The organism is Paenibacillus sp. BK033 (assembly GCF_004345425.1).
GTDB lineage: Bacteria > Bacillota > Bacilli > Paenibacillales > Paenibacillaceae > Pristimantibacillus.
This window is the reverse complement of sequence record NZ_SLVP01000004.1, coordinates 106,198-128,675: the sequence shown is the minus strand read 5'-3', so window position 1 is coordinate 128,675 and position 22,478 is coordinate 106,198. Positions and strand designations below refer to the sequence as shown.

General features: G+C 51.1%; 24 protein-coding genes. 10 read left to right on the top strand and 14 right to left on the bottom strand.

Translation table 11 applies throughout. The annotated features are described in order from the left end of the window. Nucleotides 1-96: 96 nt before the first annotated feature. Entirely contained in the window at nt 97-1,419 is a 1,323-nt protein-coding gene (locus tag EV294_RS15445; RefSeq protein WP_132308267.1) for an alpha-L-fucosidase, read from the bottom strand. 121 nt (nt 1,420-1,540) lie between these two features. Between EV294_RS15445 and EV294_RS15440 the strand changes: the two genes are divergently transcribed. The 7 genes from EV294_RS15440 (at nt 1,541) to EV294_RS15410 (ending at nt 7,993) form a co-directional block, all read left to right on the top strand. Next, complete coding sequence (locus EV294_RS15440) at nt 1,541-2,386, top strand: AraC family transcriptional regulator (protein ID WP_132308265.1); 846 nt, start codon at nt 1,541-1,543, stop codon at nt 2,384-2,386. A 73-nt stretch (nt 2,387-2,459) separates the two neighbouring features. After that, nucleotides 2,460-3,161, top strand: a complete 702-nt coding sequence (locus EV294_RS15435; RefSeq protein WP_207918151.1) for a response regulator transcription factor — start codon at nt 2,460-2,462, stop codon at nt 3,159-3,161. Nucleotides 3,162-3,165: 4 nt separating this feature from the next. Beyond that, nucleotides 3,166-4,089 carry a sensor histidine kinase gene (locus EV294_RS15430; RefSeq protein WP_132308261.1) on the top strand — a complete coding sequence of 308 codons (924 nt, stop codon included), beginning with the start codon at nt 3,166-3,168 and terminating at the stop codon, nt 4,087-4,089. A gap of 118 nt (nt 4,090-4,207) precedes the next feature. After that, entirely contained in the window at nt 4,208-5,128 is a 921-nt protein-coding gene (locus tag EV294_RS15425) for an ABC transporter ATP-binding protein (protein WP_132308259.1), read from the top strand. 1 nt (nt 5,129) lies between these two features. Continuing rightward, nucleotides 5,130-5,894: an ABC transporter permease gene (locus tag EV294_RS15420; protein ID WP_243711689.1), complete on the top strand. Its 765-nt coding sequence runs from the start codon at nt 5,130-5,132 to the stop codon at nt 5,892-5,894. Between the two features lie 13 nt (nt 5,895-5,907). Further along, on the top strand, nt 5,908-7,422 hold the full coding sequence (locus EV294_RS15415) for an alpha/beta hydrolase family protein (protein ID WP_165930692.1): 1,515 nt from the start codon (nt 5,908-5,910) through the stop codon (nt 7,420-7,422). A 109-nt stretch (nt 7,423-7,531) separates the two neighbouring features. Beyond that, entirely contained in the window at nt 7,532-7,993 is a 462-nt protein-coding gene (locus EV294_RS15410) for an SgcJ/EcaC family oxidoreductase (protein WP_132308253.1), read from the top strand. Nucleotides 7,994-8,059: 66 nt separating this feature from the next. Here EV294_RS15410 and EV294_RS15405 read toward each other — a convergent pair whose 3' ends face one another. Further along, the gene (locus EV294_RS15405; protein WP_279513588.1) at nt 8,060-9,631 is read right to left on the bottom strand and encodes a malate:quinone oxidoreductase; all 1,572 of its coding nucleotides are present in this window, start codon (nt 9,629-9,631) and stop codon (nt 8,060-8,062) included. Between the two features lie 246 nt (nt 9,632-9,877). After that, nucleotides 9,878-10,228, bottom strand: coding sequence for a winged helix-turn-helix transcriptional regulator (locus tag EV294_RS15400; RefSeq protein WP_132308249.1), 351 nt, complete (start codon nt 10,226-10,228; stop codon nt 9,878-9,880). A gap of 143 nt (nt 10,229-10,371) precedes the next feature. Here EV294_RS15400 and EV294_RS15395 point away from each other — a divergent pair, with 143 nt between their 5' ends. Then, entirely contained in the window at nt 10,372-11,013 is a 642-nt protein-coding gene (locus EV294_RS15395; RefSeq protein ID WP_132308247.1) for an NAD(P)-dependent oxidoreductase, read from the top strand. 209 nt (nt 11,014-11,222) lie between these two features. Then, nucleotides 11,223-11,585, top strand: coding sequence for a hypothetical protein (locus EV294_RS15390; RefSeq protein WP_132308245.1), 363 nt, complete (start codon nt 11,223-11,225; stop codon nt 11,583-11,585). On the opposite strand, the gene EV294_RS15385 is transcribed toward EV294_RS15390, so the two are convergent. The 7 genes from EV294_RS15385 to EV294_RS15355 all read right to left on the bottom strand — a co-directional run bounded on the left by EV294_RS15385 (nt 11,567) and on the right by EV294_RS15355 (nt 17,716). Then, complete coding sequence (locus EV294_RS15385) at nt 11,567-12,370, bottom strand: GNAT family N-acetyltransferase (protein WP_132308243.1); 804 nt, start codon at nt 12,368-12,370, stop codon at nt 11,567-11,569. The two genes, EV294_RS15390 and EV294_RS15385, sit on opposite strands and share 19 nt — an antisense overlap. Nucleotides 12,371-12,374: 4 nt before the next feature. Continuing rightward, nucleotides 12,375-12,749 carry a YciI family protein gene (locus tag EV294_RS15380; RefSeq protein WP_132308241.1) on the bottom strand — a complete coding sequence of 125 codons (375 nt, stop codon included), beginning with the start codon at nt 12,747-12,749 and terminating at the stop codon, nt 12,375-12,377. Between the two features lie 234 nt (nt 12,750-12,983). Then, nucleotides 12,984-14,282, bottom strand: coding sequence for a polysaccharide deacetylase family protein (locus tag EV294_RS15375; RefSeq protein WP_132308239.1), 1,299 nt, complete (start codon nt 14,280-14,282; stop codon nt 12,984-12,986). A gap of 32 nt (nt 14,283-14,314) precedes the next feature. Then, the gene (locus tag EV294_RS15370; protein ID WP_243711678.1) at nt 14,315-14,941 is read right to left on the bottom strand and encodes a hypothetical protein; all 627 of its coding nucleotides are present in this window, start codon (nt 14,939-14,941) and stop codon (nt 14,315-14,317) included. A 381-nt stretch (nt 14,942-15,322) separates the two neighbouring features. Then, nucleotides 15,323-16,039: a Ros/MucR family transcriptional regulator gene (locus EV294_RS15365; protein ID WP_132308235.1), complete on the bottom strand. Its 717-nt coding sequence runs from the start codon at nt 16,037-16,039 to the stop codon at nt 15,323-15,325. 118 nt (nt 16,040-16,157) lie between these two features. Beyond that, complete coding sequence (locus tag EV294_RS15360; protein WP_127494802.1) at nt 16,158-16,655, bottom strand: RNA polymerase sigma factor; 498 nt, start codon at nt 16,653-16,655, stop codon at nt 16,158-16,160. 194 nt (nt 16,656-16,849) lie between these two features. After that, nucleotides 16,850-17,716, bottom strand: a complete 867-nt coding sequence (locus EV294_RS15355) for an SDR family oxidoreductase (RefSeq protein ID WP_132308233.1) — start codon at nt 17,714-17,716, stop codon at nt 16,850-16,852. Between the two features lie 192 nt (nt 17,717-17,908). Between EV294_RS15355 and EV294_RS15350 the strand changes: the two genes are divergently transcribed. Then, nucleotides 17,909-18,487, top strand: coding sequence for a TetR/AcrR family transcriptional regulator (locus tag EV294_RS15350; RefSeq protein WP_132308231.1), 579 nt, complete (start codon nt 17,909-17,911; stop codon nt 18,485-18,487). Nucleotides 18,488-18,529: 42 nt separating this feature from the next. On the opposite strand, the gene EV294_RS15345 is transcribed toward EV294_RS15350, so the two are convergent. The 4 genes from EV294_RS15345 to EV294_RS15330 form a co-directional block, all read right to left on the bottom strand. Continuing rightward, a complete protein-coding gene (locus tag EV294_RS15345; protein ID WP_132308229.1) occupies nt 18,530-19,360 on the bottom strand; it encodes a sugar phosphate isomerase/epimerase family protein in 831 nt (276 codons plus the stop codon). Between the two features lie 152 nt (nt 19,361-19,512). Continuing rightward, nucleotides 19,513-19,953, bottom strand: coding sequence for an SRPBCC family protein (locus EV294_RS15340; RefSeq protein WP_132308227.1), 441 nt, complete (start codon nt 19,951-19,953; stop codon nt 19,513-19,515). Between the two features lie 106 nt (nt 19,954-20,059). Beyond that, nucleotides 20,060-21,616 (bottom strand): tetratricopeptide repeat protein, encoded by a 1,557-nt coding sequence (locus EV294_RS15335; RefSeq protein WP_132308225.1) that lies wholly within the window; start codon nt 21,614-21,616, stop codon nt 20,060-20,062. A 91-nt stretch (nt 21,617-21,707) separates the two neighbouring features. Beyond that, nucleotides 21,708-22,478, bottom strand: coding sequence for a TerC family protein (locus EV294_RS15330; RefSeq protein WP_132308223.1), 771 nt, complete (start codon nt 22,476-22,478; stop codon nt 21,708-21,710).

Sequence of the window (22,478 nt, the reverse complement as noted above, 5' to 3'; positions counted from 1 at the left end):
CTGTGCAATGTAGCCGGGCAGCTACAACCATGGCAGCCAAAAACAGACCGTCCTGCTATAGCAGGACGGTCTGTTTTCAAACGATGAACCGTTGCCCTATTCCTCGTCAATGAGCGTAAGCTCCACAACGGTATTACGCTCATCCGGGAGCGGATAAGTAGCCGTCTCCGGTCTTGCAAAGTTGAAAAAGGCATCCTTCTCAAACAGATGGACATTCCACGGACGGGTGACAAATACCTCGGAGCCGTCGGACAGCAGTCTCGCCTGCTTCACGCGGCCGGCCAGACCGACGAGGCCGATTGGTCCGATGCTTTCCTCGAGTAAGTGCGCGTACAGTTTATTTCCCTTGCGCGTGTACCGGCCCCACTCCGGCTTGGGCAGACCGGCTTCCACGCAGCCGTAAATGCTGTCGCCGTTTTTGCCGAGCCATTCCCCTACTTCCTCCAAGATGTTCAACGACTCCCGCGGGATCTCGCCCTTGGCGTTAGGCCCTACATTAAGGAGCAGGTTGCCGTTCTTGCTGACGCATTCGACCAGCTTGCGGATAACCGTCTTGGCTGACTTGTACGTAAAATCGGCCGCGCTGTAGCCCCAATTATTATTCAAAGTAATGCAGGCTTCCCACGGGATGGAGTTGCCCTCTTCGTCCGTAACGCCGCTTGGAGGAATAATCTGCTCCGGAGAGGCAAAGTCGCCCGCGTAGAGGTTCGGATTATTCGTATAGATCGACCCGCCCCCTTCCCCGCCTGCATCCAGACGGTTATCGACAATGATATGCGGCTGAATGGAACGGATCATCTCCATCAGCTCGGTTGCGCGCCAAGCTTCGCCCTTCATCTCGTCATAGGAGAAATCGAACCACATAATATCCAGCTTGCCATAGCCGGTAAGGAGCTCGCGCACCTGACCGTGCATGTAGTCGAGATAGCCCGCGAACCGCTCCGGATCGCGCTTATATTCCTCATTATCGCGCATCGGGTGATGACGGTCCCCGTATGCCGGATAATCCGGATGATGCCAGTCCAGCAGCGAGTAGTATAGCCCTACCTTAAGCCCTTCCGCGCGGAAAGCGTCCAGAAACTCTCTCACCAGATCTCTTCCGCATGCCGTATTGGTAGACTTATAATCGGTCAACTGGCTGTCGAAGAGACAGAAGCCGTCATGATGCTTGGCCGTCAGTACCGCATATTTCATACCCGCCGCTTTGGCCGCTTTCGCCCATTCTTTCGGATCGTATCGTTCCGGATTAAATTCGTCGAAGTACACTTGATAATCCTCGACGCTGATCCGTTCCCCGTTTCTTACCCATTCCCCGCGCGCGGGAATCGCATATAATCCCCAATGAATAAACATGCCGAATCTGTCCTGCAGGAACCACTTGGTCCGTTCCGTGCGCTGCTCGATATTGGATTGACTCATAGACTGGATCGCCTCCAAAAGCTTAGGATATACCCCTAGTCTAGCGGTCATTTGTGATATGATATAGGCAGCAAATTAGCTTGTATGGGGATTAGATTAACCTAATTCGAGGTGTCGCTTCATGTCGCTCAATCCTAATCACGGGTTTCTTAACGAAATGCTTCAGCATCTGCAGGTGCATCTCGAGGAAGCTTATTATACCGAATGCACGCCGCAGTGGCGCGAGCTCGATTATATCCCGTCCTACAATAAATTCTATCTGATCTGCGAGGGCGAAGGCTGGCTCAAAATCGACGGCCAGGAATACCGCCCCGTTCCCGGACAACTCGTCCATATGCCCGCTCACGTTCTGCAATCCTACTCCGCTGTCAGCGGCCGCCCTTATTCCAAATACTGGTGTCACTTCACCGCCACGATGGGCGAATTGGATCTGTTCCAGTGGCTGGAGATCCCCCCCATTCTCGACGTCTCTCCCGGCCATAGGGATAACTTAATGAAGTTGTTCCGGGAGCTGGTAGAGCTGTGTCAGAATCGCTCTTACCTGGCGAGAATACGGGAAAAAGCCATTCTTCTGGAAGTCATTGCCTTGTTTCTCTCGCAGTCCGATACGCATCCGAAATTCGTGCCGGGCCGGCTTGGCGAAATCGAGAGACTGAAGCAGATTGAAGCTTTTATCGAAGCCAATCTGTCCGAGGCTTTGACGCTGGAGCAGCTTGCGAAGCATGTCCATCTTCATCCCAACTATCTTGTCCGTTATTTCAACAAGCATTTCGCGGTCTCGCCGCTCAAATATTTGAACCGCAAACGAATGCAGAAGGCGAAGTCCCTGCTGGGCGCAACAAACCTCTCCATTAAGGAAATTGCCGAGCTTGTCGGCTTCCCCGATACGAACCATTTCGCCAAGGCCTTCCGCAAGGAAGCCAGCTGCTCCCCGACGGAATACCGCCTGCGTGCGGGGCGCAGCTGACTTGAAACCTAGACATGCCCTAAGGTATATTCGGAATTAAACGGAAGATAACCGCGATGTTAGGGGACTAATAATGAACGCAACCCGCATTCTAATTATTGAAGACGATCTGGAAATCAACCAGCTTATTGCACGGTACCTTAAGAAAGAAGACTACGAGGTTCAGTCTGCCTACAATGGCAAAGAAGCCCTCGCCTACCTGACCAGGGACGAGTATCAGCTTGTCATTCTCGATCTCATGCTCCCTATTGTAGACGGCCCGGAAATACTTCGGAAGGTCCGTGAGACCAAAACCACGCCGATCATTGTTTTGTCCGCCAAAGACAGGGAAATGGACAAAATAAGCATGCTTGAGCTTGGCGCCGATGATTATATCACGAAGCCTTTTACCATTGGCGAGCTTGTAGCAAGGGTTAAAGCGCAGCTTCGCCGGTATATCGGTTTCCAACCCGATCATGCTTCGGCTGCACCCAAAATCCTTAAGCATGGCGATTTGGAGCTGGATACCAGCTCCTGCGAGCTTACGGTCAGAGGGCAAAAGAAGCCGATTACCGCCAAAGAATACGCTATTCTAAAGCTTTTCCTCTCAAACCCTACCCGGGTATTCGCCAAGTCCCATATTTTCCAGTCCGTATGGCAGGAAGATAGCATGTCGGACGACAATACCGTGATGGTGCATATTAACCGGATAAGGACAAAGATCGAGAAGGATCCTTCGAGCCCTCAATATATTCAGACGGTCTGGGGATTCGGCTACAAACTGGGCGAGTGGTGACAAGATGGCGTACTCCATAATCATCGCCGTCCTCCTGCTGTTTATTCTTATTTTACTATCCCGCTATACCAGGCTGCAGCGGGGTATTCGCAGGATCTCCCGCACCACGTCCGATATCCGAAGCGGTAATTTCAACAGGCGCTATCGTCTCCCTTCGGCCGACAAGCCGCTAACCGAGCTAAGCGAGGAGCTGAACCGGCTGATCGATTACGTTCAGAAGTCCTTCGAACGGACCGCCTTTCTGGAGGAAGAACGGAAACGGATGATCGCCAATATTTCGCATGATTTGCGTACTCCGCTGACCTCGCTGCTCGGCTACATGGAGGCTCTTCAGCAGGATGCAAGCTTGTCCCCCGAGGAGAAAGAGACGTTTCTCGGCATAGCCGTGGGCAAAGGGGATGATCTGTTGGTCCTGCTGCAAAATTTCTTCGAGCTGGCTCGCCTCGAAACGGAGGATTCAATACCGGAGCTACATAAGCTTAATCTGTCCGAGCTTATCCCTGAGATTCTCGTCGACTTCTACCCGGCGTTCGTGAAAGCGGGCCTGACGCCTGTGATGGAGCTCCCGGAAGAGCCGCTCTTCGTCATTGGAGATACCGCCGTTCTAAGACGAATCGTGAATAATTTGCTGTCTAACAGCTTGCGGTACGGGGCAGACGGCGGCGAGCTTGGCATTACGGTAAGGGAGGAATCCGGCAAGGTGTGGGTCGATGTGTGGGACCGGGGCAAGGGGATTCCGGAGCGGGATCTGCCGCATATCTTTGAACGCCTGTATACCGGCGAAGCCTCCAGAAATACCTCTCTTCGGGGCACCGGACTTGGACTGGCGATCGTCAGAAATCTCGTCGGGAAGCTTGGCAGCCAGATAACAGTATCCAGTACGCCCAATGAAAAAACCGTATTTACCTTCAGCCTTATGAAAAGTTAAACCGGCAGACCGGTTTGGCTTTTTCTTTTTATGACGCGATTTAAGATTTTTGTAAGGTATTCCTTAATAGTCTGTGAAAAATCCGCGATACACTAAGCTTCGAAAGGAGTTGAGCCGCGTGAACTACGTGCTGCGAACCAATCAGTTAACCAAACGTTACGGCGGAAAAACCGTCGTCCATAACGTCCATATGAATATCAGGCGAGGCGATATCTACGGATTTCTCGGCCAGAACGGCGCAGGCAAGACAACAACCCTCCGGATGATTATGGGCCTGATTCGGCCTACTGCCGGAGAAGTCGAATGGTTCGGCGAAGGGCTGAACGGCGGAAGAGCCGGAGCAATGGAACGGATTGGAGCGATCATCGAATATCCGGGATTCTATTTAAACCTGAGCGCTGTGGACAATTTGGAGATTCATCGTCGTCTTATGGGTATAGGCAATAAGGAATATATCCAAGAAGTCCTGTCGACCGTTGGCCTGCTTGATGTCCGGAATCAGAAGGTGAAGCATTACTCGCTTGGCATGAAGCAGCGGCTTGGCATTGCCCGCGCCTTGCTCCATCGTCCAGAGCTTCTTGTCTTAGACGAACCAACGAACGGACTTGATCCGGCAGGTATCAAGGAAATCCGGCAGCTATTCCTCGATTTGGCCAGACAACGTGGCATTACCTTTATCATCTCCAGCCATCTGCTGAGCGAAGTCGAGCAGCTGGCTACCCGGGTTGGAATTATCCATCAAGGAACTCTTATGGAGGAGATCGATTACGAGGACCTGCAGCGAAAGACCCGGCACTATCTGGAAATCAAGGTTGACGATGACAAGAAGGCGGCCTATCTTCTGGAGCAAAAGCTTGGCGTATCGGATTACCGCCTGGCAGGTCCGGGCATTATCCATCTTTACGATATTCTGGATCAGTCAGCCAACGTCAATCTGACGTTAACCAGTCAAGGGGTTGGCGTGCGAGAGATCCGGCTGTCCGGAGACAGCCTCGAGGATTATTTTTTGAAGGTAACGGGAGGTGTTCCGCTTGTTTAACGTGATCTATACGGAGCTGCTCAAGCTGAAGGCCACGAAAATCCCCTGGCTTGCGCTGCTTGGGGCGATCCCCGCGAATCTGGTTACTTTGTTCGCCTTTCTGCCGAGAATAATGCCGGATGGAACCCGTGCCGGAATAGATATTCAGGATATGTTCTACAGACAGGGCATGATGCTTGTCATGATCGCCCCGTCCATATTCACCCTCATTACGGCTTATATTATTGCAAGGGAATACCAGGAACGGACCATTAACCAGTTATTTTCCTATCCGGTCTCACGCGCTTCCATCCTTGCAGCGAAGCTATCCGTGGTATTTATCCTGATCGCCGCAACAACCGTTCTGTCCTGTATCGCAGCTTTTGTCGTCGGGTTTGTAAAGCTTCTGCAAGGGCATATCGATTTCACCATGATCGGGTTAGGCTTGAAAACAAACCTGCTCATCTGCCTGCTGTCCTTCGGAACCGTTCCGGTTGCAGCGGCCGTCAGCCTAGTCGCCAAGAATGTCATTCCCGCCGCTGTTCTTGGGGTGTTCGCAACGATCGTCACCGTTATTGGCGAGATTGGCCATGGTCAAGGCGGCATCCTATTCCCTTGGCTCGCGCCTTATTGGCCCGTCCGTCATCTTGCCCAGGACATTGCGGATAATACAGGGGCGAACCCTTACGCGGTCCCCGCGCTTATCATTTTGGCGCTAACCTTTATCCTGTCGCTTGCCTTCAGTCTCGTCTATTACATGAGATCTGATGTGCACAGCGGATCTTGAGGCGGTCGCATACATGAGATTATTGGAGATCGTTCTGGTTGTCGCCAATGCACTGTCACTGTCGCTTTGCTTTTGCAAGCCTTCGAGGAAAATCTGGCTTGGAGCCGCAGCGGTCAATCTGGTTATCCTGACCCTGCATGGCCTTATCGAAGGCTTCCGGTTCCAGATGCTTCCGGCCTATGCTTTTGTAGCCATGCTGCTCATCTATACGTTATTTAAGACTTCAACCCGTTTGTACACAAAGACAATGCCCAAAGCGCTGAAGGGATTTGTCATACTTGTATCCGCAGGAAGTCTTGCCTTAACCTCCTTCCTGTCCTATGCGCTTCCTGTATTCGCTCTTCCGAAGCCTACAGGCGATTATCAGATAGGCGTAGAAGAGCTGCATCTCGTTGATGAGAACCGTAATGATCCTTTCCTTGATCAGTCACCGAAAAAACGCGAGCTTATGGTCAAGCTTTATTATCCGTCGGAGAAAAATAACACAAAACCTTACGAACGTTATTTGCAGCCTGAACTCATTAGGTTATTTGCTTCCTTCTTCCATGTACCCGAATTCGCGCTTGGACATTTGAATCTGATTCATACGGATGCCAAAGCCAATCTCCCCGTATCCGGTCAAGAGCAGCGGTACCCTATTGTTCTGTTCTCCCATGGCGCCGGTACTTCCATGGCCGTGCACACCTCTCAATACGAGGACCTGGCCAGTCACGGGTATATCGTTGCCGCCATTGATCACACCTATGTCTCGGCAGGCACCGTTTTCCCCGATCATGCCGTTTCGGCTATGGATGCGACGACAGACTTTCATACGGCGGAGCCTGCAAAGATTATTACGCAAATTATGGCCGATGATGTTTCTTTCGTGATGAATAAGCTCAGCGAATGGAACGAAGGCAGGGGCACGCAGGACGTTAGCTTTAAAAACAAACTAGATCTCGATCGTATTGGTGTTATCGGACATTCAGTCGGCGGTGCCACCGCTTATAATCTGGCTATTCATAACAGCCGGGTAAAAGCTGCGGTGAACCTCGATGGCGCCGTCTATATGACGCCTGAAGAGAACGCGAATATGGCGCCATTCCTTATGCTGGCAAACGACAGGAACCATATTCAGCAAATCAAGCAGCGAAAGCCTTTGATTCCGAATCTGGACGATTTGTCCGCCGAAGGACAAGAGAAGGCGGTATCCGAGTCCGTATATGGCACGAGAGACGCCTACATGCAGGCTTATCGTGAGGCGCAGCGCAATATCGCCGGGCTTACCGAAGTGCTACAAGCCTCCGATAGCTTGTTTACGATTAGGGGCAGCGACCATATGAAATTTTCCGACATTGGCCTGTTTATCGGCTCTAACAAACTCCGTAATCTCATTGGCATAGGCGGTCAGACAGACCCGGCGCGATGCCTGGTTATTACGGAAGCTTTAACACGGGCTTTTTTTGATCAGCATTTGAAAAATGCACCCGCGGATTCCCTTAACGCCTTGCTTCAGGAATACCCGGAGCTTGAGAAAGTAACCCTCTGATCCGACCAAAGTCTGAGGCAGCTTCCTTCCTATGGGCGATTATCCGGCTTCGGGATTATTTTATAATCAGTGGCATAGAGAAATGTCGGGAAAGAAAGGATGGATGCCAATGTCGGGTCAACAAGAGGATATTCAGGCTATTCACAATGTATTTCGGGCTCTGTATAGGGCATGGGATCAGGGTGACGGCAAGGCCTATAGCGAGTTTTTCACCCCGGATGCCGACTATGTCACCTTCTTCGGCGAGCACCTGAAAGGCCGGAGCGAGATTGACAGCGCTCATCAGGCTTTATGGGACGGTCCGCTGCGCGGATCCAAGATGATTGCGGATTTGCGGGAAATGAAGCTTCGTTTTATTTCTCAGGACGTTGCCATTGCCCATGCAACCGGGGCCGTTCTGATGCGGTGGCAGAAAAAAGCGCCCGCGAGCCGCGACTCCATTAACACCAATGTGCTGGTGAGACAAAACGGTGAATGGAAGATCGCTGCCTTCCACAATTGCCGCATCAAAAAGTTCAATTGGCTGACCAAGCTCCTGTTTCAGCCTAAGAGCAAAACGTCGGCGAAATAGAGAGCAATTAAAAAAGCCTTCAATTGCCGAATCGGCAACTGAAGGCTTTCTCTATATAAGCAGGCGTTAAGCCAACGCCGAGCTCGTTTGTTTTTTGCCTGCAAGCCCTAGAGCCGCATTTGTCGTTGCGTTGATCTGTTGGATCAGCTCAGGATTTTGCAGAAGCTTGGTTCCGTAGGAAGGAATCATTTCTTTGATCTTAGGCTCCCACTCTTTGATATGCTGCGGGAAGCATTTGCCGATAACCTCGAGCATAACGGACACGGCCGTCGATGCGCCAGGCGAAGCGCCTAGAAGGGCAGCGATCGAGCCGTCAGCCGCGCTGATAACCTCCGTACCGAACTGCAGAGTGCCTTTGCCTGCATTCGTTTCTTTAATAATCTGTACGCGTTGGCCAGCTACGAGCAGCTCCCAATCCTCGCTTTTTGCATTCGGGATGAACTCGCGCAAGGCTTCCATGCGCTGCTCTTTGGAAAGCATAAGCTGTTTGATCAGGTACGTGGTCAAGGACATATTTTTCGCGCCTGCCGCCAGCATGTTCGTTAAGTTATGCGGTTTGACCGATGTAATAAGGTCCATGTTGGAGCCGTATTTCAGGAATTTTGGCGTGAAGCCCGCAAACGGACCAAAGAACAGCGACTCTTTGTTGTCGATAACGCGCGTATCCAGATGCGGTACGGACATTGGAGGGGCGCCAACCGGCGCTTGGCCGTATACCTTCGCACGGTGCTGAGCAACCACTTCCGGCTTCTTGCAGACCATGAACAGACCGCTTACAGGGAAGCCGCCGATGCCTTTGCCTTCCTCAATGCCGGATTTCTGCAGTAGATGCAGACTTCCGCCGCCGCCGCCGATAAAGACGAATTTCGCATTGATGCGCTCCGAGCTGCCGCTTTGCAGATTGCGCACCTTCAGCTCCCAGCTGCCGTCGTTCGCACGTTTAATATCATCTACATTATGGTTGTAGTTTATGTCGACGTTTTGCTTCTTCAATTGATTGAACAGAATACGTGTCAAAGAACCAAAGTTGACGTCCGTCCCGGACTCAATTCTGGTTGCTGCAATTGGCGTATTTACCTTGCGGTCTTTCATCATAAGCGGAATCCATTCCGCCAGCTTCGCAGGGTCTTCGGAGAATTCCATGCCTTCAAACAATGGATTGCCGGATAATGCCGCAAAACGCTTCTTCAGGAACGTAACGTCTTTTTCCCCTTGCACAAAGCTCATATGAGGAACGGGTACTACAAAGTCCCGCGGATTACGGATCAGATTGCTGTTCACGAGATAAGACCAGAACTGCTTCGACACCTGGAACTCTTCATTGACTTTAACTGCTTTGCTAATGTCGATGGAGCCGTCCGGCTTCTCCGTTGTGTAGTTCAGCTCGCATAGGGAGGAGTGTCCTGTTCCTGCGTTGTTCCATTCGTTGGAGCTTTCTTCGCCGGCTGTTGCGCGCCGTTCGAACACGGTAATTTCCCACTCCGGCTTCAGTTCCTTCAGCAAAGAACCCAAAGTCGCGCTCATAATGCCGGCACCAATCAAAATTACGTCTGTTTTCGTTTGTTTGCTCATGTTAACCGTCCTTAACCTTTCGATTTGCAGAAAGGATGTTTCACGCTCGTGAAATTTCTCACACATCATTTCTGATCAAAAAATGAACTGCTTCTATGCTACAGGTTGATAAATAGATAAAATGTCTAGTTCTATTATACGACAGTTTGAAGCTATAATCGACGCCATTTCCACATGATTTTTTAACCATTCCCTGAACAATTCTCCACTTTCTCGGATCGGGCACGCCCGAAAAACAGCAAAACCACCCCAAACTTTGGCGTGGTTTCTTATAACTTCAGCTTATCTCTTCATTTGGAATATGGGAGGCTTTCACGGTTTGCGCCGCGCCGCATACTTTTTGCCCCACTCGCCCATCCTTTCGAGAATCGGAAGAAACTGCTCCCCCGCTTCCGTAAGAGAGTACTCGACCTTGGGCGGAACCTCCTGATATACCACTCTGTTGACCATCCGATCCTTCTCCAGCTCTCTGAGCTGGCTGGTTAATATGGCCTTCGAGATGCCGGGCACGAGGCGCTGAAGCTCCCCGAACCGCCGCGTCTCCCGCAGATGCCACAAAATAATGATCTTCCATTTACCCGCGATTACATTCTGCGTCTCTGTCACCGGGCATACCTCAATCTGCTCCTCCGGAATTTCGCCTTCAAACGAGCTGCGAGCCATTCCAATCCCTCGTTTCTTCCACGGTATGGTTTTTATGACTATGTAATAAAATAGTGACTACTTTAAAAAATTGAACTAAAGAAATAATATTAGTTTATGCGAAATCACACAACTAAAACCATGAAATTCGGAGGGAATAAAAGATGAAAATCGGTATTATTGGCGCTAACGGTCAAGTAGGCAGCCTGATTGTGAAGGAAGCCCTGGAGAGAGGCCACGAGGTAACGGCTATCGTAAGGAACGCATCCAAAATCAGCGATTCGAGCGTCACCGTTTTGGAGAAGGACATTTTTCACCTGACCGGTGCGGATTTGAAGCCTTTTGATGTGGTCGTTAATACGTTTAAAGCCCCCGAAGGGGAAGAGCATCTTTACGTGGACGCCGGCAAAGCGCTGACGGCTGCGTTACAGGATGCGCCCGGAACGAAGCTGATCGTAGTTGGCGGCGCGGGAAGCCTCTTCGTCGACGATCAAAAGACAACAAAGCTGATGGACACTCCCGAGTTTCCGGCCTTCGTCTATCCGACAGCATCAAACGCCGGCAAGCAGCTGGATGAGCTTAAGAATACCACCTCCATTACCTGGACATACATTAGCCCGGCTGCATTCTTTGATCCAAAAGGAAAACGAACCGGCGCGTATACGAAAGGTCTCGATCACGTCATCGTGAACAGCCAAGGCCAAAGCTACGTCAGCTATGCCGACTATGCCATCGCCGTATTGGACGAAATCGAGAATCCGCAGCATGTGAACAAGCGCTTTACGATTGTTGGCGAAGCGGAATAAAGAATAAAGGGAAACGCGAAGCGCTGTTTTAGCAAGAATTCTCGCCGTAAACGGAATAGCTATTTCGGTTTACCGGGTGTAATCCCGCCAGATCCGGTTAATTGACCGGATTTGGCGGGAATTCATTCCTCTCTTATTTTACACCGCGCCCCATTAAGAGTAAGATGCTATTAATTTCATGCGCGTGAGAAAAGAGAGGATTGTTACCTATGAGCACAAGCATCATTTCGGGAATTCAGCTTTATCATCTATGCAGAAACAAAAATCATTACGGACTTCTCAGCGTGTCCAGCGGTTCGGAAACCGGCTGGGGCGAATGCGTCATAACGACCGATGCTTCGCATTTCGACATCATTGCCTGGGGCGATTTTCTGTGCAAGCTAAACCGGCAATCTCTTGCCGATGCCCGTAGTACGGCTCTCCTGAACCGCGAGGCATGGGGCGACGCCAAGACCGAGCTTGTGCTCATGGCTTTATCGAACCTGGCCCATTCGGCGGCGGCCAAAGAAGAAGAAACACCTGATTCCTCCATCTTATTCGAGGAATCCATGAGTTACTTCTCTGTGTTGTAGGCTTCCTTTTCAGCTTTTAAAGACACTTCTATATTAAGCAGCCTTGTCTTCGTTACCATGCCTGCCCTCTCCAGGGTGCGCTTGGACGCCTCGTTGTAATACCAGCAGCCGCAGATCGCGGTTATGCCCCGGGCCTTGCACCAATTGCGCATTTGGACGATTAGCGCGGTCCCATAGCCCCGCTTTCTGTGGGCTTCATTCGTGAACATTCCAATGCTGCCGAATCCTTCAAGCAGCTTGGATTGTTCCATAACTCCGATACCCAGCAAATCCTGGTCTTTGTAGTAAACGAACAGCCCTCCGTCATGCAGCCACTGCTCATAATTATTCAGAAAATCCCCGCATACCTGCTGAATGACAGGAAGGTCTTGCGGCCCCGCAGCACGGAATACCGCATCGCTTTCCGTGCTTACCGAAATTTCAACTCCACTGTCCTGAAAAAAGTAAGCCTGCTTGTGGATCTTATAGTCCCGATCGATAGCGAGACTTACAAACAGCTCATCGCAGGTGGGTACAAACAAGTTTTTGACGGCATGACGCTCGAGCGCTTCGAGAAACAAGGCCTGTGCTTTCTGCAAAGTGGACCTTCTGATGTAAAACTGCGTCATCAGCTCCCCGTTGTGCAAGGCGTAATACCCAATGTCCTCCTGACCGTCTTGAATCCGGTAAAAGGCAGATGACAGGATATGCTCCTCCAGAAAAGAATCAAACGGCGAAGACAAGCTTTTCAAATATTCCGCTACAAGCGGTTTAATCTCGTCCATTGCGCACGCCTGTATAATCATCGGATCAATCTCCCCCTTTATAATAATGAATCGGCCTGATCTCAATACCCCATTCGAACGGCTCGCCGTCATCCACTTGCACGGCCGGATGCAGGGCCGCGACCCGCGCCGCTTCTTCCATATTCTCTGCTTCAATAATAAACACGCTGCCAATCATCTCTTTCGTCTCGGTAAAAGGACCGTCCAGCACCTTTACCTTCCCGTTCGCCCGCCGCAGGCTTCTGACGTCCTTGCCTAGACCCGCATCGACAAGAACCTGGTCCGTGCCATAAAGCTCCTCAAGATGAGGCGCGCATTGGCCCATGACCTCAGCGATCGCTTCCTTAGGGAGCGCATCCATTTTCTCCGCATTTAAATAACCTAAACAAAGGAATTTCATGACGATATTCTCCTTTACCCGTAGATTATGGTTAGCCAATGGTACCGGGCTCTATAGAATCAACGAATGGCAGCTTGCGAATTCGACTCTGCTTAAGGTTAAATCTTTCTTCGCTTAAAGACTGAAACCTGCCGTTCCCATTCGGCCGAAAATATTTTTTGAATAAAAACACAAAAAGCACCCAAACGGGTGCTTCGCTGCGAACCATATTAAGAAAGGTTACGATTACTTCGACTACTTGAAGGCAACAAACGTTAAATTCTTGCCTTTTAAATATTTTATGATAGCGGGAAGCGCTTCTACCGTGTGTTTGTCTTCATGCAGAACATAGATGCCGCCAGCGGCTTCAACATGATGGAAGTACCGGGTAATATCCTCCGGCGTCTTCGCATTCCAATCCTCCGGATCCCGGTTCCACAGCAAGGTCTTCATATGCTGCTTACCGGCTGAGGCGACCAATTCGTCATTGACCGCTCCATACGGCGGACGGAATAACGTAACCGGCTTGTGGGTCAGCGCTTCAATCGCAATATTTACTTTGGACAAATTCTCGCTCTGCTCCTGCGCGTCGGATTTGGTAAGCACGCTATGATCCCAGGAGTGGTTGCCGATGGACATGCCATGCCCGGCTGCGTATGTGACCGCTTCTTTATAATGAGCCACATTCTGCCCGACAAACAGGAAGGTTGCTGGCACGTTCTGCTCCGTCAGGATATCAACGATATCCTTCGTCAGCTTGGACGGCCCGTCGTCAAAGGTTAAAGCGACGTACTCCTTGGGCAAGCCAAAAAACTTCTTGTCATCGTCGATATCGATGATTTTGAAGGCCGGCTTCTCCTCATGAGACTCCGTCCGTACCGCGTTGTGCACCGCAACAGGCTGATCAGCCTGTACTACAGCCGCAGCGTCCTGAGTGACGGCCGCATCGCTCACCGAGGATGAAGCATGGGCAACCGGCAAGCCGGAATCGCTTTTTGTCACCTCGGCCTTCGCTACTTGACCGCCAAGCAAGCGCGCGGAATCCACCTTGCCTCCGGTAGCGACAGAGAGTATGGCCAGCAGGCCAATCATGATAAGAATGGCAACCGCAATCTTCGACAGGCGGGAAACGAAGCCGTTTCTCGGATCCGGCCGGTTGGGCACGGGCATCAATATCGCTTGGACCACTTGCTCTTCCTTTGCCGGCGATACGGGCGGAAGCTCCCCTTGGCGGATTTGTTTAATCAACGCGATATAGGCCTCGCTGCAAGCAAAATATAACGGAACGCGGGTACTGCCCGTCGTCCGGATAAAAGAGCTGTAATGCGAATTGCGGTAAGGATCCCACTTGGAGTAGGGAGAGATTCGAATCCTGTCCCCATGCAATGGCCCCAGTGCTTCAAGTTCAAGAAACGTAAACTCGTCAATTTCGATTACGCAGGTTGCATACTTGTCGTCTTGGGTGACGCCGATCTTCATCTGGCTAATACCGCTGGAGGTCCTCCCAAGAGACAGCAGCTCCATCACCTGCGTGCTGTATGTCTCCATCCCCATATCGTCCTTCTTCTCCCGTTCCCGGCATGACTTTAATCGGATGAACCACCATCGATAGAGCCTGTGTTTGGCGCAAACGGAGACGTCAGCCGGTTCGTAAAGTCGTTTACAATGTTAAGAAGATGCGTCTTCTCCTGACGGAGGGCATCAAATTTCTGCTTCATCTGGGAGAGCTCGGCTTCCAGCCGCGTATTCTTCTCCTCCAGCTCGTTAATCTTCTTGTTCTTGTCCGCGGTTGTTTCATTGTGCTTCTGCAGCAAGCCGGCATAGTTCTGGCGCTCAAGCTCGATAACGCTCTTCAGCTCCTCAATTTCGCCGGATAAGGCGGCATGAAGCTCACGGTAGTCGTCCATCATCTGATCAACCTTCAGATTCTTGTCGCTTAACCGCTTTTCCAGATCCAGAATGCTTTTTTCCCGCTCCTCGATCACCTTGCCGAGGTTCTTCAAATCTCTGTTCAGCCTGTCTATCTGGCCGTTTGCATGCCCAAGCCGGTCCTGCAGGTCGTTATGGCTCATTTCGACATGCTGCTTGGCCTTAATCATCTGCTCAACGGCGAATACGAGATCAAGCGACCGCTTGTCCAAGTGGCCCTTATTAATGAGAACGGCGCCGGAAGACTCTTCGCTCGGTTCCGCTTTGGCTAGGCCTGAGGACACTTCCTCCTGAGTCTCCTCTACGTCCCTCCTTATCCCAAGATCCTCTCGCGATTGCTGCTGCTCTTTCTTCTTTTGGAAAGGAGAAAACATAGATCAACTCACCTTTTCTGAGAAAATATGTCGATTAATATCGAAAAATGTTTCCTTCATTATAGATTAATTTTCCAAGTTTATATGCGGGGCTAAAGTACCTAATTGCGCCCGTGTAACTAGGCTTAAAGAAGTGGTCATCCAGGAGGATATGCCGATTTATCCGCAGCCGGCCGATCGGTCCTCAGTTAGCAATCCGCCTTGCCATTGTTTCACGTGAAAAAACGTAAACCCTTAGCATTCAAAAAAAAAGAGGCACCTGCAAACAGGCGCCTCTTCCCGGACTCGTTATTATTTTTGCGGAGCAAAGTTGTTGTAAATGCGAGTCGCATTTACTTTGCCGGAGCTCAGATCTTCCGTTGTAAAGCCGGATACCGCGTTGCCCACTTTGAATTCTTTTTGCAGCAGCTCGTCGGATTGTTCGCCGGCTGTTGGCTCCGTAATCCCCATGATGGTGTCCGGAGTTACCGTTACCCATACGTCGTTAACCTTGAAGCTTTTGCCGTCCGCGCTTACTTCGGAGATAATGCCGTCAATGTTAACGGCCATTTTCCCTGTCGTAGCAGGCTTGCCTGCATCTTCTTTCGCAGGCGCGATCAGGTTGTAGATCACGTCAGCCGTAACTTTGCCCGTGCTTACATCCTGGGAAGTATAACCGGATACGATGTCGCCCACTTTAAAATCTTTATTGAGCAGCTCTTGGGAAGGCGCTGCAGCTGTTGGCTCGCTGCTTCCCAGCTGCGTTTTGTCGGTTACTTCTACCCACAGATCGCCTACTTTGAAGCTTTTGCCATCCTGGCTTACTTCGGAGATCACGCCATCGATGTTCACCGCAACTTTGCCCATGATTGGAGGCTTAGTTGTTGCTTCAGCCGTTTGCCCTTGATTCGTTGGCGTGGAAGCCGGGCTGTTTTGATTTTGGTTTACGCTAATTACGCCAACCGCCAAGATTGCTGCTGCTGCGATGCCTACTGTCCAACCTGTCAATTTCTTTTTGCTTTTTTCCATTCTAATCGGCTCCTTTTGATTTGCGTGATTATGTGAAGTCTTCTCTAATTCCAGCATTAACTTCTGATAGGTTGCCTCTTTGAAGTCGTCGCTGGTTCGCAATTGAGACATCGCGGACTTATAGACAGATTTCTTCATTCTCCAGGCCTCCAATCTTATCTTTTAAGAGTGCGCGTCCTCTGGCCAGCCAGGTTCCTACCGTTGCGGCCTTCGCCTGCATGATAACGGCAATCTCCTGGATCGAATATCCTTCGTAATAATGAAGATGGATCGGAATCCGATACTTCTTGTCCAAGGAGAGCACCGCCTGCAGAACGTCGTTTTCTTCCTTGGGGAGGTAGCTCAGGTCTTCGGGAACAGGGTTTCTGCTTTTGAACCAGCCGGTCTTCAGCATGTTTTTGCTTTTATTGATGGTTGTTCGAATCAACCATGCTTTTTCGTGTTCGCTGTTCTCGAAGACAGGACGCTTCTGCAGATACGTCAGGAATACCTCCTGCGTTACTTCTTCCGCATCAGCTATATTTTTCAAATAAGCGAAAGCAATCTTGATCATGCTTTGCGAATATAGATCCAAGGCCCGTCGCACAGATTCATTGAGCTCATATGAATTGTACACCTCAGCACCTCCTTTCACTTGTAATACAACTGAGTGCCCAATTATTTTTCATTCATGCGATATTTTTTTTATAGACGCAATGAGAACGTGAAGTGAATGCAATTATTCGGTTAGTAAAATAGCCCAAACGCCAAAAAGGCACATTCCTCCTGCCTGCGGAACAGGTTAAAGAATGTGCCTTTTTATAAAATGAACTATAAAGAGCGGCCTGCAAGCGAAGTGCTTAGAACTTCCTTCATGCCAACAGGCTCCCTGCCAAGCAGTCGGCCCAGCGTATCGTCCGTACGCGCGAATTCGCCGTTTCGGCTTGCCCGGAAGAGCCCAACGAACATATCCGCTCGCTCTTCGGGAAGTCCACGCGCAATAAGTCCTGTTCTATACTCCTCATCGGATATGACAACCCGCTTAATCGGACGGCCGGTTAATTCCGAGGCCAGCGCTGCAATACCGGCGAGGTCGACGGTTTCCGAAGCTGTAAGGACCGGGGTAACCCCCTCCAGGGCTTCCTCGGTCATCGCGATAGCCGCAGCTTCGGCCAGGTCGGAATGAGCCGTCCAAGCTACCGGCCCGTCTTCCGGTGCCGCCAGTATCCCCGTCTGAACGGCATCTCCGAGCATCATAAGCGCCGAGCCCGCATAAAAGCCGTTGCGCAGCGAGGTAAAGGCCGTACCCGAAGCTTTCAGCAGCTCCTCCGTAGCCGCATGGTCGACCATGGGAGGGAAATAAGAGGCTTTTGAGGATCCCATCTGGCTCGTATAGTGAATACGTTGAACGCCGGATTTTCGGGCAGCCTCTATGGCCGTTCGATGATGCAGGAATGCCTTCTCCCCGAGACTGTTGGAGGAAACGATAAGCACCTGGGATGCCCCTTCAAAAGCATGGGCGAGACTCTCCGCGTCGTTATAATCCCCCTTGCGGACGCGGACCCCCCGTTCTTGAAGCTCCTTCACTTTGTCTATATCCCGGACACTAACGCCAATCTGCCCGGCCGGAACACGCTCAAGCAGCTGATTTACCACCATTCGGCCAAGCTGGCCGCTTGCTCCCGTAACGATAATCATAATAAACATCCTCCGTCCCATAAAATTCAATGCAACAATGTTGTTTAAATAACATCGTTGTGTATACTACATGTAATCATTATATTAGGCGGTCCGGGCAGCCCTAACAATCAGCAATGAAGCCTTTTGGTTGCTTACGCAACACGGAGCTGTTTTTGTTGGTTTACCCCTAATGAAGGAGGGAAACGCAAGATGCCTGTCAACGTGAACGATCCTCGCGTCAAACGGACGCGTCAGCTTCTAATGCAGTCTTTTATGCAAATTCTCGAGGAAAAGAAAAATATCTACTCCATATCCGTACAGGATATTGCAACGCGGGCTACGGTAAACCGTGCCACCTTTTACGCCCATTTCGAAGATAAGTACGCGTTCCTCGAAAGCTGGATGAGGGAAAAATTCCAGAAAAAGCTGGAGAACGAGCTGCCAAACGGCGCTCTATCCGACATGCTAAGCTTAAAAGCCCTTATTGCATCCGTATTTGACTTCCTTTCCCGTACCCGGCAATATATGACCCCCGCGGACAGTCAATTTGAGCCGCTGTTCGAGGTTGCCATGCAAAAAGAGCTAAACCGGCTGCTCCTCGATTGGCTGAAAAAAGAAGACTCCTCTGCCCCGCAGACAATCGTGGAGACTACCGCGCTTCTTGTCAGCTGGGGAATCTTCGGATCCGCCGTACAGTGGAGCCGCAGCCCTCAAAAACGACAAAAGGATGCGATGGTGCAGGATGTATTGGTCGTGGCAGCGGCAAGCCTCTCGCCTGTTATGGAATAAAAAAACACTCCCGGCAAAGGGAGTGTTCCTCTAATCTGATTTTTAACGCTGTCTAGCAGCCAGCCGGCCTTCCCGTACAAACCTTGCGGCTTCCGCTATATTCGACTCGTTTACCGCTTCCATTGTGGCAAATCCATACGGCTTGTGCTGCTCCAGCAGCTCGAAGAATAACGGATAGTTCAGCTCGCCAAGACCGGCTGCGGTCTCTATTAATGCACCGTCCGCCGCGCGGTTCAAATCCTTCACATGCGCGCTGACAATACGCGGGCCAAGCAGGCGGAAGGCTTCGCGGACCGTATGGTCCTGATTCTCGAATCGGGCCGGATTCATCAAATTGCAAGGGTCCATGACAACGCCAACGCAAGAGGATGGAAAACGTTCAATCGTCTCGGCCAATGTTTCAGCCGTATCGATCATATGTCCTTGGGCCGCCTCCAGCCCAATCGTTACGCCCCAGCGCTCCGCCTCTTCAACAAGCTCCTCAAGCGCGCGGTTTAACCGGTCCATATGCTCGCCGCGGCGCTCCGGATCCGTTACTCCGCCTACCTCGGTCGCCACAATCGGCGCTCCGAAATGCCGCGCATTCCGCAGATGCTCCTTGAAGCGGTCTACATTATGGCGGTATACCTCGTCATCGAGATCGACCAGACTCGCGTAACAGCCAAGCACGGCGATACGGACGCCTTTCTCCGCGAAGGCGCCGCCCACCTCCTGGGCCAGCCCCGGGCTTAGCTTGCCAAGCCGCGAGTCCACATCGGAGAACGCTTTCGCCAGCGCTAATTGAACATACGGAAATCCGTTCGCGGCAATCTTGGCCGCCAATTCCTTATAAGGCAAGGTTCCAAGCAAATGAGCTAAAATTCCGACTGACATGACAACCATCCTCTCACGTTTCATCTGAAATCTACTTGTCTCTCATTATACGTTGTAATGCCTGGATGGCAAAGCGGAACGGCTTCGCCGTCCTTAGGCGGAATTTAACAAAAAAAGAAACCCGTGCTTCTCCCGAAGCGCCGGGTTTCCGTTCATCCTTCCAGCAAAACAAGGCTTAACCGATCTAAGTTTTGCTCATTGCCATCGACCGCGTAAGCCTTAACCGCCTCAAACGTCTTTTTGTCCTTGAACAGCTGACGGAACGTCAGTCTCGAACGGCCGTCCAGATCCTCGAATATAGCCGTCAGCTGGAACTCGGGATTGGACGTATGCCTAAGAACAATCCGCTCCAAGGGTACAATTTCCTCGAAGACGTTATGATTCTCGTAGTCCACGCCATTTGGGCCATGCATCGTAAACCGCCAATTGCCGACCGGCTTGATCTCGCATTCATGGAACGTATTCGTAAAGCCGTTAGGCCCCCACCAGCGCTTGAGCAGCTCCGGATTCACCCATGCTTCAAACACCCGCTCACGGGCAAAATCGAACTCGCGCGTCGAAACAATCTCATTCTCGCCAAGAATAGCAGCCATAACAATCCACTCCACCTTCCGTATATTCATCCCTCAAATATTAGCGCTAACTGTTTACCGGTAGCCTAAGCATAATAGATGACGTTACGTAAGGTTCAAGAGGTTTTTATGCGAGCTCAAAATTTTTCATCAAAGCCCTTGCTTCCTCATGGTTAGGTTCGAGCCTCAGCAGCTCCCCTAGGTAATGCAAAGCCTGTTCTTCCAGCTCCAGCTCGAAACAGCATATTGCCAGACAATAAAAGACGGTAGATACAATCTCCTCTTCGTCTTCCTCCACGGAAATCTCCAGGAACCGCTTGGACTCGGCATACATGTCCATTTCGAACAGCACGAGACCCGCTTCAAGCGCCAGATCGTACTTCTGCTCCATCACGTAATACGACGACCACATCCGTTCGATTCCGAGCAGAATATCCTCCTTTTCCTCATCCAGGGCATCCGGCAGCAGACTCGAAATCTGCTTCGTGCTCTGGATAAAGAATTCCGCGTCGTATCCGCCAAGTCGCCAGAAACTCAAGATTTGCCTGAGCTCCATGTCGTCGATATGACGGTCCATCCACCACTTCAGACTGTAAAAGTCATCCGGTCCGAAACGCTCCACGCACCTCCGGTACGCCAGCCTTGTCTGGTGGTAATCCTGCGGTGAATTCACCCGGAGCATACAGCCGATATTGATATTCTCATAGTGATGGGAAGGGAACATAACCAGGGCGCCGCTACGTTCCAACCCTTCCCCGATGGCATGATAGTTGGCCGTCAGTGAAAAGCTGCCATGAAAGACAAGCTCCGGCGGCTCGGCAAACTTCCAGTTCTCGAGCAGGTGATCCCCTTTATCCGCCGTAATCAGGACGGTTCCCGCCTGCGACAGCCGATTCAGCCGGTCCAGGCAAGCCAGTGCAGCCTCAGGGAACAAAATATGCGAGTCCTCCAGCTGCTCCTGATAAACGGCGATGACGTCACGGTACGGATATGACGCATCCTCGTACTGCGGCGCGCGCCGCAGCTCATAGCTCAAAGCGATTTGCGCCAGCAGCTCCGAAGGCTTCAGCGAATCCTTGTCTTTGGGGTACTCTACCAGTACGTCAGCCTCGTAAATCCGGCCTTCTCCCACATAGAGCAGCTCCTGCTGAATACTGTCAAAGAAATAGTTCGCCACAATGACGAGAGGCTGCCGCAAATCCCCCTCCCGGATGGTTTCTCCGGATACCGTCAGCACGACTTCCTTGTCCTGAACAGCATCGAAACGGGCAAAGTCGAGCATTCCCCGCTCGATAAAAGACTGAAGAGCAGGGTGCTTCCGCCATGCCTCCACATTGTTCGCCGCAAGGTCCGTCATGATATACCGGAACGGCGGAACCGCGATTCCCGCGTAGTCTATTAACCGACCTAACTCATGCAGCACATGGAAGGCAAACCGGCCCGCCCCTGCTCCAAGCTCCAAGATCTGAACAGGCTCCAGGTTATGACCCCGATTAGCCCTGTCCTGAAGAAATCCGAACAGCATCTCGGCATAAGCCGCCGCGATCATCGGATTGCTCGTAATGTATTGAGGAACCTGGTCGTTGTTCCAGGCCCTCAAGCCTTCTTCTTCGTAATATTGCCTGTTTATTTCCCATATTGGCGCTTCGCTAAAGCGGTAGCGCTGCGTATTTGAAATCGTCATCTATTCTTAACCCTGCTTTCTGTACTTCGAACAATACCTTCTATATTACCTTAATAGAAGGCATTTTACGAAACTTAGGGTCACATCCCGCTTAAGAGGCTTCCGCCTTCTGTGTTTTCTTCCCTGGAGCAAACCAGCCAAGAAGCGCAATGGCGACCAACACGCCATAAAACACAATCGTCCAACCCGTGCTATGAGGGAAATCATGATCCAGGACGCCGATGTCCTCATGGGCCAGCGTAATGACGGCCAGCTTGACCCCAACCCAAGCTACGATGGCATACGCCGTAGTCTCGAGTGCCGGGCGGTCGGCAAGCAGCTTCACAAACCAGGTAGCCGCGAATTTGATTAAGATAAGGCCGGCAATACCGCCAAGCAAGACGACAGCGAATTTGCCTCCGTCCATACCGCCAAACTCGCCAAACGGAGAATCCGGCAAACCAAGCGCAAGAGCTACCGCAGCCAGAATGGAGTCGATGGCAAACGCCAGATCCGCTATAGCGATTTTGCTTACCGTAGGCCAGAAGCCCGAACCCGCCTTTTGCTTCTCATCCTTATGAACATCCTCGTTCTTTTTGCCGAACCGCGCTTGAATAATGTGCTTTAAACCCAGGTATAGCAGATAGGCTGCGCCAATCGCTTGTACCTGCCAGACATTCGCAATAAAAGAGATTGCGAATAGAGCGCCAAAACGGAAAACAAATGCCATAATAATTCCGTAGTTAATCGCTCTTTTCTTCTGATCGTCCGGTAAATTCTTGGCTATTACCGCAAGCACCAGTGCGTTATCGGCGGATAACAAGCCCTCCAATCCTATCAGGATTAGCAATGCCCACGCATATTCCAGCCAAATCGATTCCAA